Source organism: Pseudomonas sp. LPB0260 (genome assembly GCF_013388395.1).
The window spans coordinates 1,912,910-1,928,031 of record NZ_CP058247.1 but is presented as its reverse complement, the minus strand read 5'-3'; the positions used below and the strand labels follow the sequence as shown (position 1 = coordinate 1,928,031).

General features: G+C 67.4%; 14 protein-coding genes and 2 pseudogenes. 11 read left to right on the top strand and 5 right to left on the bottom strand.

Translation table 11 applies throughout. The annotated features are described in order from the left end of the window. Positions 1-29: 29 nt before the first annotated feature. Positions 30-1,060 (top strand): annotated as a pseudogene (gene ada / locus LPB260_RS08425) (bifunctional DNA-binding transcriptional regulator/O6-methylguanine-DNA methyltransferase Ada). A 7-nt stretch (positions 1,061-1,067) separates the two neighbouring features. Here ada and LPB260_RS08420 read toward each other — a convergent pair. Both LPB260_RS08420 and LPB260_RS08415 read right to left on the bottom strand, forming a co-directional pair. Next, positions 1,068-1,841 (bottom strand): TSUP family transporter, encoded by a 774-nt coding sequence (locus tag LPB260_RS08420; RefSeq protein ID WP_208708242.1) that lies wholly within the window; start codon positions 1,839-1,841, stop codon positions 1,068-1,070. A 210-nt stretch (positions 1,842-2,051) separates the two neighbouring features. After that, positions 2,052-3,566, bottom strand: coding sequence for a BCCT family transporter (locus LPB260_RS08415; RefSeq protein ID WP_256625550.1), 1,515 nt, complete (start codon positions 3,564-3,566; stop codon positions 2,052-2,054). A 421-nt stretch (positions 3,567-3,987) separates the two neighbouring features. Between LPB260_RS08415 and LPB260_RS08410 the strand changes: the two genes are divergently transcribed. From LPB260_RS08410 to LPB260_RS08375, 8 genes are all read left to right on the top strand, one after another. Beyond that, positions 3,988-4,578 (top strand): amino acid synthesis family protein, encoded by a 591-nt coding sequence (locus LPB260_RS08410; RefSeq protein ID WP_208708241.1) that lies wholly within the window; start codon positions 3,988-3,990, stop codon positions 4,576-4,578. Between the two features lie 26 nt (positions 4,579-4,604). Next, positions 4,605-5,438 carry an alpha/beta fold hydrolase gene (locus tag LPB260_RS08405; RefSeq protein WP_208708240.1) on the top strand — a complete coding sequence of 278 codons (834 nt, stop codon included), beginning with the start codon at positions 4,605-4,607 and terminating at the stop codon, positions 5,436-5,438. After that, on the top strand, positions 5,435-6,916 hold the full coding sequence (locus LPB260_RS08400) for an aldehyde dehydrogenase (protein WP_208708239.1): 1,482 nt from the start codon (positions 5,435-5,437) through the stop codon (positions 6,914-6,916). Before LPB260_RS08405 ends, LPB260_RS08400 begins: the two co-directional genes overlap by 4 nt. Before the next feature lie 34 nt (positions 6,917-6,950). After that, on the top strand, positions 6,951-7,436 hold the full coding sequence (locus tag LPB260_RS08395; RefSeq protein ID WP_208708238.1) for a flavin reductase family protein: 486 nt from the start codon (positions 6,951-6,953) through the stop codon (positions 7,434-7,436). A gap of 80 nt (positions 7,437-7,516) precedes the next feature. Further along, complete coding sequence (locus LPB260_RS08390; protein WP_208708237.1) at positions 7,517-8,968, top strand: NAD-dependent succinate-semialdehyde dehydrogenase; 1,452 nt, start codon at positions 7,517-7,519, stop codon at positions 8,966-8,968. A gap of 25 nt (positions 8,969-8,993) precedes the next feature. Beyond that, complete coding sequence (locus tag LPB260_RS08385) at positions 8,994-9,383, top strand: carboxymuconolactone decarboxylase family protein (RefSeq protein WP_208708236.1); 390 nt, start codon at positions 8,994-8,996, stop codon at positions 9,381-9,383. 93 nt (positions 9,384-9,476) lie between these two features. Continuing rightward, positions 9,477-10,229, top strand: coding sequence for a GntR family transcriptional regulator (locus LPB260_RS08380; protein ID WP_208708235.1), 753 nt, complete (start codon positions 9,477-9,479; stop codon positions 10,227-10,229). A gap of 4 nt (positions 10,230-10,233) precedes the next feature. Further along, positions 10,234-10,797: an NUDIX hydrolase gene (locus tag LPB260_RS08375; protein ID WP_208708234.1), complete on the top strand. Its 564-nt coding sequence runs from the start codon at positions 10,234-10,236 to the stop codon at positions 10,795-10,797. Between the two features lie 34 nt (positions 10,798-10,831). On the opposite strand, the gene LPB260_RS08370 is transcribed toward LPB260_RS08375, so the two are convergent. Further along, on the bottom strand, positions 10,832-11,125 hold the full coding sequence (locus tag LPB260_RS08370; RefSeq protein WP_208708233.1) for a DUF1330 domain-containing protein: 294 nt from the start codon (positions 11,123-11,125) through the stop codon (positions 10,832-10,834). Positions 11,126-11,219: 94 nt separating this feature from the next. Between LPB260_RS08370 and ribBA the strand changes: the two genes are divergently transcribed. After that, entirely contained in the window at positions 11,220-12,329 is a 1,110-nt protein-coding gene (gene ribBA, locus LPB260_RS08365) for a bifunctional 3,4-dihydroxy-2-butanone-4-phosphate synthase/GTP cyclohydrolase II (RefSeq protein ID WP_208708232.1), read from the top strand. A 323-nt stretch (positions 12,330-12,652) separates the two neighbouring features. Next, positions 12,653-13,138, top strand: a complete 486-nt coding sequence (locus tag LPB260_RS08360; RefSeq protein WP_208708231.1) for a flavin reductase family protein — start codon at positions 12,653-12,655, stop codon at positions 13,136-13,138. A gap of 58 nt (positions 13,139-13,196) precedes the next feature. Here the strand turns inward: LPB260_RS08360 and LPB260_RS29335 are convergent, their stop codons facing one another. Continuing rightward, the gene (locus tag LPB260_RS29335) at positions 13,197-13,925 is read right to left on the bottom strand and encodes a methyl-accepting chemotaxis protein (RefSeq protein ID WP_371926169.1); all 729 of its coding nucleotides are present in this window, start codon (positions 13,923-13,925) and stop codon (positions 13,197-13,199) included. Between the two features lie 126 nt (positions 13,926-14,051). Further along, positions 14,052-14,987 (bottom strand): annotated as a pseudogene (locus tag LPB260_RS29330) (cache and HAMP domain-containing protein); the annotation flags it as partial. Positions 14,988-15,122: the final 135 nt, after the last annotated feature.

The following is a 15,122-nucleotide window of genomic DNA, read 5'->3' as shown; positions in this document are numbered from 1 at the left end:
ATCGAGGCATCACCCCACGGAGCCGCGCCATGCTCGACCCTGACCTCTGCTGGCAAGCCGTCTGCACCCGCGATGGCGCCTATGACGGCCGGTTCGTCTTCGCCGTGCGCTCCACCGGCATCTACTGCCGGCCGAGCTGCCCGGCGCGGCGGCCGCGACGCGACAACGTCAGCTACCATGCCGACCCGGCCAGCGCCGAGGCCGCCGGCTACCGTGCCTGTCGGCGCTGCGCGCCCCAGGGTGCCAGCCCGGCCGAGCAGCTCGACGCATTGGTGGCATCGGCCTGTCGCCTGCTCGATGAGCTGGAACCGACGCCGACCCTGGCACAGCTCGCCGCACGCATCGGCCTGTCCTCCTCGCACCTGGTGCGCGCGTTCAAGGCGCGCACCGGGCTGACGCCCAAGGCCTGGCTTCAGGCCCGCCGCCGCGCCGCGCTGGAGGCGCACCTGCCCGCGGCCGACTCGGTGCTGCAGGCGGCCCTGAGCGCTGGCTACTCCGGCACCCGCGCGCTGTACGAACAGGACGATGGACTGAGCCCGACGCAACGCCGCCGCGGCGGCGCCGGCGAAACCCTGCGCTTCACCACCGCGCCCTGCCCGCTCGGCCAGTTGCTGCTGGCCAGCAGCGCCAAGGGGGTCTGCGCCGTGCTGCTCGGCGACGAGTCGGCGCAGCTGGAGGACGAACTGCGCCAACGCTTCGCCACCGCCTGCCTGCAGCGCGACGACGCCGGCCTGGGCGACTGGCTGCAACAGGTGCTGCGGCAGATCGATGAACCCGAACGCGCCGCCCAGCTGCCCCTGGACCTGCGCGGCACCGCCTACCAGCAACGGGTCTGGCGCGCACTGCGGCAGATCCCCCCGGCCAGACCCGTGGCTATGGCGAACTGGCTGCCGCCCTCGGCAGCCACCCGCGCGCCGTGGCCCGGGCCTGCGCCAGCAACCCCCTGGGCCTGCTGGTGCCGTGCCACCGAGTGGTGAGCGCCAACGGCGCCTTGGGCGGCTACCGCTGGGGCGTGGAACGCAAGGCGGCGCTGCTGAGCCGCGAACGCGGGGAGGACTGAGCGGCGCTCAGCCCCGATACAGGGCCAGCAGCTGCGGCACAGCTTCGGCGATCAGGCTGGTCCCGGCCAGCAGCAGCAGGACGAACACCAGCCAGCGCACCGTGCGCAGCGAGAGCTTCGGCGGGTAGCGACGCACCAGCCAGCTGAGCAGCATGACCAATGGCAGTGCTTCAGCGCTGAGCCACAGGATATCCAGCGTCAGTTGCCCCTGCACCGCCACCAGGCCCAGGCGCATGGCCGCGTTGCAGGCGAATACGGTGATCAGGGTATTGCGGATCAACTCGTAGCCCAGGGGCTGGCGATACAGGTGATAGACGATCGGCGGCCCGCCACTGGAGAACAGGCCGTTGAGCAGCCCGCAGAGACCTCCGGCCAGCCAGAACGCCGACGATGAAGAGACCTGCGCGCGCGGTTCGCTCTGCACCACCAGCATCAGGCTGGCGAGGATGATCACGCCGCCCAGCAGCAGGCGCAGCCAGGCGATCTGCCGGCCATCCAGGGCACCGAGGCTCCAGATGCCCAGGCACACGCCAAGCAGGCTGCTGATCAACAGGGGGGCGAGTATCGAGCGGTCCAGCTGCGGCTTGGGCCCCGCCACCGTGACCAGGGCATTGCCCAGGGTGAGGATGCTGATCACCACCGCGACTTCGCCGAGGGGTATCAGCTCCAGGATCGCCACCAGGCCGATGAGAATCAGGCCGAAGGCGAAGCCGGTCAGGCACTGGGCGAAGGTGGCCAGGGCCACGCAGAGAAGAAACAGCAGGTGGAGCTGCAGGCTCATGCCGGCGTCCTCGTCGGAGTCGCAGGATTAGCTGGCTGGCATTCTCGGAGCGGGCGCATCGCAATCACCGGCCTACCTCTTTCAGACGTGTGCGCCGCAGCAGCATGGACGGCGCACAAACGAAGCGGCGCACGGTGCCATCGATCGAGGATCGGTGACGCCGTGCGCCGCCAGTGTCAGCCTAGCGCCGACCGCGACAGACTCCGGGACTTAGGCGCCCTGGGCCTCCCGCACGCAGAGCGACTCGCGCTCTTCCTGGTGCAGTGCACGCACCAGGCTGTAGCAGATCACCAGCAGCACCACGGAGAACGGCAGCGCCGCGGCGATGGTGGCCGCCTGCAGCCCCTTGAGGCCGCCGGCCAGCAGCAACACGCCGGCCAGCGCGCCCAGACCCAGGCCCCAGATGATGCGGAAGCGCTGCGGCGGGTTCTGGTTGCCCATGGACAGGATGGTGCAGATCACCAGAGTGGCCGAGTCGGCCGAGGTGACGAACCAGCTGACGATCATCAGGGTGGCCAGGCCGGCCATGGCCATGGTCGCCCAGGACACGTTCAGGCCCTCGATGGTCTTGTACAGCACCATGGTCACGTCGGAGTTGGCCACGGCATTCAGGTCGATGGCGCCGGACAGCTGCAGCGACACGCCGGTACCGCCCATGATCACGATCCACAGGAAGGCGCCCAGGGTCGAGGCGAGCATGCCGCCGAGCACCACCTGGCGCACGGTGCGGCCACGGGAGATGCGGGCGATGAACATGCCGACGAACGGGCCCCAGGACAGCCACCAGCCCCAGTAGAAGATGGTCCACCAGCCCTGCCACTGACGCTCGGGGTTGGAGTCGGTCCACATGCCCATGGGGATGAAGGTGGCCAGGTAGTCGCCCAGGCTGGTGGCGTAGAGGCCCAGCAGGAACACGGTCGGCCCGGCCAGCAGCAGGAACAGGAACAGAATGCTGCTCAGGCGGATGTTCCACTCGCTGAGCCAGAGGATGCCCTTGCGCACCCCGGACACGGCCGACAGGGTGGCGACCACCGCGGTGGCGGAGATCAGGATCAGCTGGTTGGTGGTGGAGATCTCGATGCCGAACATGTAGTTCAGGCCGGCGTTCATCTGCGACACGCCCAGGCCGAGGGTGGTGGCGGTGCCGAACAGGGTGCTGAAGATCGCCAGCAGGTCGACCGCATGACCGATCGGGCCATAGATGCGCTCACCGATCAGCGGATACAGCGCCGAACGCACGGTCAGCGGCAGGTTATGCCGATAGGTGAAGTAGGCCAGGATCAGGCCGACGATGATGTAGATGCTCCAGCCGTGCAGGCCCCAATGGAACATGGTCACGCGCAGGGCGATCTGCGCCGCTTCCGGGGTATTGGCGGCGACGCCGGCCATGTCCATGAAGGGATTGCCCTGCATGTGCATCAGCGGCTCGGCGATGCTCCAGAACAGCAGGCCGGTACCGACCGCGGCGCTGAACAGCATGGCGAACCAGGAGAAGTTGCTGAACTCGGGACGCTCGTCGTCGCGGCCCAGACGCAGGTTGCCGAAACGGCTGAGGCCGACCCAGAAGGTGAAGAACAGCACCGCACTGACCACCGCCACGTAGTACCAGCCCAGGGACCCTTCGATCCACTGCTTGGCGCCGGTGTAGAGACTGTTGGCCAGCTCGCTGTAGGTCACGGTGAACAGCACGAAGACCAGCACCATCACCAGGGATGAAATGGCCATCGTCGGATTTACGCCTGCGAACAGACGTTGAGAGCCTTGCATAGGATGTTCGCTCACGAGCGCGCCTCCTCCTTATTTTTGTATGGGACACACCGAAGTGTTTGTCGCCAATGTCGCCAGCAATCGCTCGGGCGATGAGTTTCCTCAGACGATGGCAGTCGTCCTCGGTCACTCCGGCAGCGCCCGAATGCGACCGCAGTGGATGCAGCAACATTCGCTTGTCATATGGTATACCATAGACCGGAATACAGAAGCAAAGCACTTGGCCTGAGAAAAATCAGCGCTCATTGATCGCTCCCGCTTCCAGCCAAGCCACCGGCGGCGCAGGGCCACCGGATCACTTGACTTGCCATAATGGTCTTATGGTATACCATAATACGACTACGGCGATTACGCCCCATCCGCAGCCCAGGAGAGCCTCATGAGCTTTGAAATCCGCAAGATCGTCAGCTACGTGGAAGAAACCCTTATCGAAGGTGGCAAGGCCACCGACAAGCCGGTGACCATGGTCGGCCTAGCTGTGGTAATGAAGAACCCCTGGTCCGGCCGTGGCTTCGTCGAAGACCTGCGCTCGGAAATCAAGGCCAATTGCTCCGAGCTGGGCGCGCTGATGGTCAAGCGCCTGGTCGACGCCATCGGTGGCGCCGAGAAGATCGAGGCCTATGGTAAGGCCGCCGTCGTCGGCGCCGACGGCGAGATCGAACATGCCTCCGCGGTGATCCACAACCTGCGTTTCGGCAACCACTACCGCCAGGCGGTGAACGCCAAGAGCTACCTGAGCTTCACCAACAAGCGCGGCGGCCCGGGCACCTCGATCCAGATTCCGATGATGCACAAGGACGACGAAGGCGCGCGCTCGCACTATGTCACCCTGGAGATGCAGATCGAAGACGCCCCGCGCGCCGACGAGATCGTCGTCGTCCTGGGCGCTTCCGACGGCGGCCGCCTGCACCCGCGTATCGGCAACCGCTACATCGACCTGGAAGAACTGGCCGCCGAGCAAGCCCAGTAATTGCCAGGCGCGCGCAGGAGCAACCCATGATTCGGCTCACCGCTGAACAGACCCCGGCCGGCACCAGCTACCTGGCGACCGGCCAAGGCCACCCCGTGGTGCTGATCCACGGGGTCGGCCTGAACAAGGAAATGTGGGGCGGGCAGATCGTCGGCCTGGCCCCGCACTTCCGCGTGATCGCCTACGACATGCTCGGCCATGGCGCCAGCGCCCTGCCGCCGGCAGACGCCGGACTGCCGGACTATGCCGAACAGTTGCGCGAGTTGCTCGAGCACCTCGACCTGCCCCGGGTCGCGGTGGTCGGCTTCTCCATGGGCGGCCTGGTGGCGCGGGCGTTTGCCCTGCAGCAGCCGGCCCGCCTGAGTGCCCTGGTGGTGCTCAACAGCGTGTTCAATCGCAGCCCCGAGCAGCGCGCAGGGGTGATCGAGCGCACCGCCCAGGTCGCCGAGTTCGGTCCGGCGGCCAACGCCGAGGCGGCCCTGGCGCGCTGGTTCAGCCGCGAATACCAGGCGGCCAACCCGGCGCAGATCGCGGCGATCCGCCAGGTCCTGGCGGGCAACGATCCCCAGGGCTACCTGACCACCTACTCGTTGTTCGCCACCCAGGACATGTATGGTGCCGACGAGCTTTCGAGCATCCAGGCGCCGACCCTGATCGCCACCGGCGAACTGGACCCCGGCTCCACGCCCGAGATGGCCCGGCAACTGGCCGCGCGGATTCCCGGTGCCCAGGCCGCCATACTCGAAGAACAGCGGCACATGATGCCGGTAGAGTCGCCGCGCCTGGTCAACCAGCTGCTGCTCGACTTCCTCGGCAATACCCAGCACGCAGCGCCCCCAGTAAAGGAGATCGTCGCATGAGCCTCGAACGCTTTCGCATGTGCATCGACGGCCAGTGGCTCGACGCCCTGTCCGGCAAGACCTTCCAGAGCCTCAACCCGGCCCTCGCCGAGCCCTGGGCCGAACTGCCCGACGCCGACGAAGCCGACGTCGAGCGCGCCGTTCAGGCGGCGCAGAAGGCCTTCGAAAGTGCGGCCTGGCGCGGCCTGACCGCCACCGCCCGGGGCAAGCTGCTGCGCCGCCTGGGTGACCTGATCGCCGAGAACAAGGAGCACCTGGCCCAGCTGGAAAGCCGCGACAACGGCAAGCTGATCCGCGAGACCCGCGGCCAGGTCGGCTACCTGCCGGAGTTCTTCCACTACACCGCCGGCCTCGCCGACAAGCTCGAGGGCGGCACCCTGCCCTTGGACAAGAGCGACCTGTTCGCCTACACCGTGCATGAGCCGCTGGGCGTGGTCGCCGGGATCATCCCCTGGAACAGCCCGCTGTACCTCACCGCGATCAAGCTGGCACCGGCCCTGGCCGCCGGCAACACCGTGGTGCTCAAGCCCTCCGAGCACGCCTCGGCGACCATCCTCGAGCTGGCCCGCCTGGCCCTGGAAGCCGGCATTCCGCCGGGCGTGGTCAACGTGGTCACCGGCTACGGCCCGAGCACCGGCGCGGCGCTGACCCGCCACCCGCTGGTGCGCAAGATCGCCTTCACCGGCGGCGCCGCCACCGCCCGCCACGTGGTGCGCAGCAGCGCGGAGAACTTCGCCAAGCTGTCGCTGGAGCTGGGCGGCAAGTCGCCGAACATCATCTTCGCCGACGCCGACCTGGACAGCGCCATCAACGGCGCCGTCGCCGGCATCTATGCCGCCTCGGGGCAGAGCTGCGTGTCCGGCTCGCGCCTGCTGGTGCAGGACGAGATCTACGACGAGTTCGTCGCCCGCCTGATCGAACGCGCCCGGCGCATCCGCATCGGCAACCCGCAGGACGAGCAGAGCGAGATGGGCCCCATGGCCACCGCGCAGCAGCTGGCTGTGGTCGAAGGCCTGGTCGCCGACGCCCTGGCCGAGGGCGCGACCCTGCGCCTGGGCGGCAAGCGCCCGCAGGTCGAGGGCAACGGCTGGTACTACGAGCCGACCCTGTTCGAGTGCGATAGCAACTCGATGAAGATCATGCAGGAAGAGGTCTTCGGCCCCGTCGCCTCGGTGATCCGCTTCAAGGACGAGGCCGAGGCCCTGGCCATCGCCAACGACTCGCAGTTCGGCCTGGCCGCCGGTATCTGGACCCGCGACCTCGGCCGCGCCCACCGCCTGGCCCGCGACGTGCGCTCGGGGATCATCTGGGTCAACACCTACCGCGCGGTCTCGGCCATGGCGCCGATCGGCGGCTTCAAGAACAGCGGCTATGGCCGCGAGAGCGGCATCGACTCGGTGCTCGCCTACACCGAGCAGAAGACGGTGTGGATCAACCTCTCGCAAGCGCCGATGCCAGACCCCTTCGTGATGCGCTGAGCCGCCACGAACCGCAACCCATAGGTAGTCAAAGATGATCGAACCAGGCATTTACAAAGAGGTGATGGGCTCGTTTCCCTCGGGCGTCACCGTGATCACCTGCCTCGACGAGGACGGCGGCATAGTCGGCATCACCGCCAGCGCCTTCAGCGCCCTGTCGATCGACCCGGCGCTGGTGCTGTTCTGCCCCAACTACGCCTCCGATTCCTACCCGGTGCTGCGCGCCAACAAGCGCTTCGCCATCCACCTGCTGTCCGCCGAGCAGCAGGCCGAGGCCTATGCCTTCGCCGGCAAAGGCAAGGACAAGGCCAAGGGCATCGACTGGCAGCTCAGCGCGCTGGGCAACCCGCTGCTGAGCAAGGCCACCGCAATCATCGAGTGCGAGCTGTGGCGCGAATATGAAGGCGGCGACCACGCCATCATGGTCGGCGCGGTGCAGAACCTGATCATCCCCGAGGTCGAGCTGACCCCGATGGTCTATCACCGCGGCAAGCTGGGCGCCCTGCCCGCCATCGCCTGAACGCCATCACCTGACAGTTTTTTTGGGTCGTCTGCCTCCACGTATTGCGCAGGCGACCCTTTTTTATTCCCGGAGCCGACATGACCCCAGCAGCCGCACACCTGTTCCGCCAGCAGGCCTTCATCGACGGTCAATGGTGTGATGCCCAGGACGGCACACACCAGCAAATCCACAACCCGGCCAACGGCGCGGTGATCGGCCAGGTGCCGAACATGGGCAGCGCCGAAGCCCAGCGCGCCATCGCCGCCGCCAATGCCGCCTGGCCCGCCTGGCGCGCGCGCACCGCCAAGGAACGCAGCAGCATCCTCAAGCGCTGGCACGCGCTGATGCTGGAGCATGCCGATGCCCTGGCCGAGATCCTCACCTTGGAGCAAGGCAAGCCGCTGGCCGAAGCCAAGGGCGAGATTCTCTACGCCGCCAGCTTCATCGAGTGGTTCGCCGAGGAGGCCAAGCGCATCTACGGCGACACCATTCCCAGCCACAAGGGCGATGCACGCATCGTCGTGAGCAAGGAACCGATCGGCGTCGTCGCGGCCATCACCCCGTGGAACTTCCCGGCCGCGATGATCACCCGCAAGGCCGGCCCGGCGCTGGCCGCCGGCTGCCCGTGCATCGTCAAGCCGGCCCCGGAAACCCCGTTCTCCGCCCTGGCCATGGCCGCCCTGGCCGAGCAGGCCGGCATCCCGGCCGGCATCTTCAACGTGATCACCGGCGACGCGGTGGCCATCGGCGCCGAGCTGACCGGCAGCCCGGCGGTGCGCAAGCTGTCGTTCACCGGCTCCACGGCCATCGGCAAGCTGCTCATGGCCCAGTGCGCCGACACCCTGAAGAAGGTCTCGCTGGAGCTGGGCGGCAACGCGCCGTTCATCGTCTTCGACGACGCCGACCTGGAGCGCGCGGTCGAGGGCGCGCTGATCGCCAAGTTCCGCAACGCCGGGCAGACCTGCGTGTGCGTCAACCGCTTCCTGGTGCAGGATGGCATCTACGAGGCGTTCGTCGCGCGCCTGGCCGAGCGCGTCCGCGAGTTCAAGGTCGGCGACGGTTTCGAGTCCGGCGTCACCCAGGGCCCGCTGATCAACGAGCGCGCCGTGGCCAAGGTCGAGGACCATGTGCAGGACGCCCTCGGCAAGGGCGCGCGCCTGCTCTGTGGCGGCGAACGCCACGCGCTGGGCAACGGTTTCTTCCAGCCGACCGTGCTCGCCGACCTGAGCCTGGAGATGAAGGTCGCCCGCGAGGAAACCTTCGGCCCGCTGGCCGCGGTATTCCGCTTCGGCAGTGAAGCCGAAGCCGTGCACCTGGCCAACGACACCGAGTACGGCCTGGCCGCCTACTGCTACACCCGCGACCTGGGCCGCGCCTGGCGCATGAGCGAGGCGCTGGAATATGGCATGGTCGGCATCAACGAGGGGCTGATCTCCACCGAGGTCGCGCCTTTCGGCGGCGTCAAAGCCTCCGGTCTGGGCCGCGAAGGCTCCAAGTACGGCATCGAGGACTACCTCGAGATCAAATACACCCTGATGGGCGGCCTGTGACGGCCCGCCCCCGAAGGAGCGCAACATGAGCAACGACAAGTACGAGAAGGGCCTGGCGATCCGCACCCAGGTGCTGGGCGAGGCCTACGTCAACAAGTCGATCGACAACGCCGACGACTTCAACCGCCCCCTGCAGGAACTGGTCACCGAGTACTGCTGGGGCCACGTCTGGGGCCGCGAGGGCTTATCCCTGGCCGAACGCAGCATGATAAACTTGGCGATGATTTCGGCACTCAATCGCCCGCACGAGCTGAAGCTGCATATCCGTGGAGCCCTGCGCAACGGCCTCAGCCGTGAGCAGATCCGCGAGATCCTGCTACAGGTCGGCATATACTGCGGCGTACCTGCAGCCGTGGACAGTTTCCGCATCGCCCGCGAAGCCTTTGCCGAGGCCGATGCTGAAAGCCAATCGTAACAACTGGCTTGAAGGAAGCATCCGGAGCACCCTCGATCCAGCGATCTGGGTGCTTTTTGCTTTTTAAGGACAGTCTCAACCAGAGCGGAACCCATGAAACGCTTGCCTCTCGACGATAGCTTCAAGGTCAATCGCAACCCCGTTACCCTGCGCGAAATCGTGCTGGAAAAACTGCGCAGCGCCATCATGAACTTCCAGCTGCTGCCCGGCGACCGCCTGGTCGAGCGCGACCTGTGCGACCGCCTCGGCGTCAGCCGCACCTCGGTACGCGAGGCCCTGCGCCACCTCGAATCCGAAGGTCTGGTGGAGTTCGCCGACGCCAAGGGCCCGCGCGTGGCGATCATCACCCTGGAGGACGCCCGCGACATCTACGAGCTGCGCTGCGTGCTCGAGGGCCTGATCGTCCAGCTGTTCACCCTCAATGCCAAGGCCAAGGACATCCGCGCCCTGGAGCGCGCCCTGGAGGCCAACCGTAAGGTCCTCGAGGAAGGCGAACTGCAGCAGGTGCTGGAGTCGGTGCAGGGCTTCTACGACGTGCTGCTGGAGGGCTCCGGCAACCACATCGCGGCGACCCAGCTGCGCCAGCTGCAGGCGCGCATCAGCTACCTGCGCGCCACCTCGGTGTCGCAGGCCAACCGCCGCGGCAGCAGCAACCAGGAGATGGAACGCATCGTCGAGGCGATCAAGAGCGGCGACCCGCTGGCCGCGCACCAGGCCTCGGTGGACCACGTGCGCGCCGCCGCCAAGGTGGCCCTGGACTACCTCAAGTCCAAGCAGGAAGAACCGGCCAAGGTACGTGACATCGCCGCGCCGATCGCCCTCAAAGACCCGCGCATAGGACGCTGAGCCCATGCCCACTCCGCGCTTCTGCCCCGGCTGCGGCGCCGACCGCCTGAGCCGGCGGCAGCCGCCAGGCGACACCCATGAGCGCCTGATGTGCGCGGGCTGCGGCTATATCCACTACGAGAATCCGAAGATCATCGCCGGCTGCATCATCGAGCAGGACGGCAAGTACCTGCTGTGCCAGCGTGCCATCGCCCCGCGCCCCGGCACCTGGACCCTGCCGGCCGGCTTCATGGAAAGCGGCGAGACCACCGAGGAGGCGGCCCTGCGCGAGGTCTGGGAGGAAAGCGGCGTACGCGCCGAGATCCTCTGCCCCTATTCGATCTTCAGCGTGCCGAAGATCAGCGAGGTGTACATCATCTTCCGCGCCGTGGCGCTGGAAGTGACCGGCCAGTTCGGCCCCGAGACCCTCGACTACCGCTTCTTCGCCCCGGAAGAGATCCCCTGGGAGAGCATCTACTACCCGGCGATCCGGCAGATTCTCGAGCGTTATATCGAGGAGCGCCAGGCCGGGGTCTACGGCATCTACGTCGGCAACGACGACACCGGCAAAGTGCACTTTATCCGCTAAAGCGAGCCACCCAGCCCACCAGCCTCACGTCGGCTCAGGGCGCAACGCCCTCGACTATGATCACCTCGGCAAGGGCCGCACCCTGGCGCTGGCTGCAGGCGTCCTGGTACTCGGCCGAACGGTAGCAGGCCAACGCCTGCTCGTAGGTCGCGAACTCGATCACCACGCTGCGCTGCGGCGTCGCCCGCCCCTCCAGCGCCTCGGAGCGCCCGCCCCGGGCCAGGATCCGGCCGCCGTGCTGGGCGATCGCCGCCGGTGCCCGGCGGGTGTATTCGCTGTACTGCGCGGGGTCGGTCACATCGACATGGGCAATCCAGTACGCCTTCATCTTTACCTCGGGTGTTCGTCAGAATTTCGTAATATGGTATACCATACAGCCGATCGAACAACCGTCACCCATCGCAAACCGTGAGAACACTGGCATGGCATTCAACAGCATCGAAGAAATCATCGAGGACTACCGCCAGGGCAAGATGGTCCTGCTGGTGGACGACGAGGACCGCGAGAACGAGGGCGACCTGCTGCTGGCGGCGGAAATGTGTACGCCGGCGGCGATCAACTTCATGGCCCGCGAGGCGCGCGGCCTGATCTGCCTGACCCTAACCGACGAGCACTGCCAGCGCCTCGGCCTGGAGCAGATGGTGCCGGCCAACGGCAGTGCCTTCTCCACCGCCTTCACCATTTCCATCGAGGCCGCCACCGGCGTCACCACCGGCATCTCCGCCGCCGACCGCGCGCGCACCGTGCTGGCCGCCGTGGCGCCGGACGCCAAGGCCGAAGACCTGGTGCAACCCGGGCACATCTTCCCCCTGCGCGCCCGCGACGGCGGCGTGCTCAACCGCGCCGGGCACACCGAGGCCGGCTGCGACCTGGCGCGCCTGGCCGGCTTCAGCCCGGCGTCGGTGATCGTCGAGGTGATGAACGAGGACGGCAGCATGGCCCGTCGTCCCGACCTGGAGAAGTTCGCCGCCCAGCACGGCATCAAGATCGGCACCATCGCCGACCTGATCCACTACCGCCTGAGCACCGAGCACACGGTGACCCGGATCGGCGAGCGCGAGCTGCCCACCGTGCACGGCGACTTCCGCCTGATCACCTACGAGGACCGCATCGAAGGCGGCGTGCACATGGCCATGGTGATGGGCGAGATCCGGCGCGAGGAGCCCACCCTGGTGCGCGTGCACGTGATCGACCCGCTGCGCGACCTGGTCGGCGCCGAGTACACCGGCCCGCAGAACTGGACACTGTGGGCGGCGCTGCAGAAGGTCGCCGAGGAAGGCCGCGGCGTGGTGGTGGTGCTGGCCAACAACGAGTCGTCCCAGGCCCTGCTGGAACGCGTGCCGCAACTGACCCAGCCGCGCCAGCAGTTCAACCGCTCGCAGTCGCGCATCTATTCGGAAGTCGGCACCGGCGCGCAGATCCTCCAGGACATCGGCGTCGGCAAGCTGCGCCACCTCGGCGCGCCGTTGAAGTACGCCGGCCTGACCGGCTACGACCTGGAAGTGGTGGAAACCCTGACGTTCGGCGGCTGACGCACCGCGGCAGTCGACTCCCAGCCGGCGCACCACCGCGCCGGCCAACACCCGCAGCCCCTTGCGCCTGCCGCCCAGGCCAAGGGGCTGTGTGTTTCCGGCCCCGATGCAAGCGCCTGGCGTCGACCCCACTCCCGCCCCCAGCCAACCGGCCCTGGCCGAGCCGATCGGCAGCGGACGACCGTTCGCCGCCGGCCACAAATAATTCTTGCGAACACCGTATTACGGTATACCATCATTCAAATCGAATCGCCGGAACAAGCCGGCGGTGCCAGCCCCACCATGGCTGCCGGTCGCAGCCACGCTCTGCCGAGGTACTCGAGATGATCGACGCAACTGCCTACAAACACGTCATGGGCTCCTTCCCCTCCGGCGTCACCGTGATCACCACCCTGGACGAAAACGGCGGCATCGTCGGCCTCACCGCCAGCGCCTTCAGCTCCCTGTCCATGGACCCGGCCCTGGTGCTGTTCTGCCCCAACTACAGCTCCGACTCCTACCCGGCGCTGATCAAGAGCCGGCGCTTCGCCATCCACCTGCTGTCCGCCGAGCAGCAGGGCGAGGCCTACGCCTTCGCCCGCAAGGGCAGCGACAAGGCCAACGGCATCGAGTGGAGCCTCAGCGAACTGGGCAATCCGATCCTGCGCAACGCCACCGCGATCATCGAGTGCGAGCTGTGGCGCGAGTACGAGGGCGGCGACCACGCCATCCTGGTCGGCGCGGTGAAGAACCTGATCGTGCCGGAGCAGGCGGTCGCGCCCATGGTCTACTGCCGCGGCAAGATGGGCGCCCTGCCCGCCTTTGCCTGAGCTATCCCCCCGATAGCCGCCCGGGGCCGGAGCGAGCCGGCCCCGGGCGCGACACACCTCAGGTCTTGAAGCGCCGGATCAACGCGCTCAGTTCCTCGGACAGGCCCGCCAGGGTCTTGGCATCCACGCTGGTGGTTCCCGCCAGGTCCGCCACCAGGCGGGCATCGGCGTGGATCTGGCTGATGTGCCGGTTGATGTCCTCGGCCACCTGATGCTGCTCCTCGGCGGCCGTGGCGATCTGGGTGTTCATGTCGCGAATCACATCCACCGCATCGCGAATCCGCTCGAAACTGGCACTCGCCTGGCTGATCGAGGCCACCGTCAGCTGCGACACCTCGAGGCTGCCCTGCATCTGCGTGCCCATCTGCTGGGTGCGCCGCGCCAGGCCACCGAGCAGGCCATCGATCTCCTCGGTGGAGTCGGCAGTGCGCTTGGCCAGGGCGCGAACCTCATCGGCGACCACCGCGAAACCGCGGCCCTGCTCGCCGGCGCGGGCAGCTTCGATGGCCGCATTGAGCGCCAGCAGGTTGGTCTGCTCGGCGATCGAGCGGATGGTGCCGAGAATCGACTGGATATCCTGGCTGTCCTGCTCCAGTTGGCGCATGGCGCCGGCCGACTGCTGAATCTCGCCGCTCAGACGGTTGACCCGCTCGACCGCCTCGTCGATCTGCCGCTGCCCGGCATGGGCCTGACGCTGTCCGCTGTCGGCGGACTCGGCGGCCTGGGTGCAGGAACGCGCGACCTCATTGGCGGTCATGACCATCTCATGGAAGGCGGTGGACACCATGTCCACCGCCTCACGCTGGCGCGCCGCCACCTCGGCCATCTCCCCGGCCACCTCGCTGGAGCTGCCGGAACTGCTGTGAATCTGCCCCGCCGCCTGGCCGATGCGCTGGATCAGCTGGCGGATGCTGCCGAGGAACTGGTTGAACCAGCCGGCCAGCTGCGCGGTTTCATCCGCACCGCGCACCGCCAGGCTGCCGGTCAGGTCGCCGTCGCCCTGGGCGATGCCCTCCAGGCCACCCGCCACCGAGCGGATCGGCCGCACGATCAGACCGGCGAACCAGGCGCCGACGAAGGCGAACAGCACGGCCAGGGCCAGGGCGATGGCGGCGATCAGCCAGGCCAGGCGAGTGGCGGAACCGAATACCTCGTCCTGGCGAATCAGGCCAACGAAGCGCCAGCCCAGCTGTTCGGACGGCCACACATTGGCCATATAGCGCTGGCCATCGATCTGCACTTCCACCAGGCCCTGCTCGGCCCGGGCCAGCTCGCTGTAGCCGCCACCCAGGTCCGCGAGGCGCTTGAAGTTGTGCGCCGGCTCGCTCGGGTCCACCAGCACGGTACCGTTGTCTTCCATCAGCAGCAGATAGCCACTGTCACCCAGCTTGATCTGCTTGACCAGATCGGTCAGCTGCTTGAGCGACACATCGATATTCACCACCCCACCCGGGCTGCCCAGCCGATTGGCGAAGCTGCGCACCGTGCTGACCAGCACCACATCGTCCGCCGCCCAGTAGTAGGCCGCGGTGCGCCGGGTCTTGCCCGGCTCGGCCATGGCGGCCTGGTACCAGGGGCGCGTGCGCGGGTCGTAGTTGCTCAGGTTCGGATCGCCCGGCCAGAACACATAGCCGCCCTCGCGGGTGCCCAGGGACAGGTAGGCGTAGGCCGGATGACTGGCGGCCAGGGCGGCGAACAGCTCGAATACCCGCTGGTCCTGCGCGCCCATCTCGACCCGCGCGGCGTCGGCGGCGAGATAGCGCTTGAGGTCGCCGTCGATCGCCGTGAGCTGCGGCTGACTGGCGAGAAAATCGACGTTCTGGCGGATGCTCTCGAAGAACAGCTGCATGGCATTGTCGACCTGGCGGATCTCCCGGGCGCTGCTGTCGAGGAACGCCGTGCGTGCTTCACTGCGCAGATTCAGGATGATCAGCAGCGCGACCAGGATGACCGGCACGCAGGCAATCACCGCGAACGCCAGGGT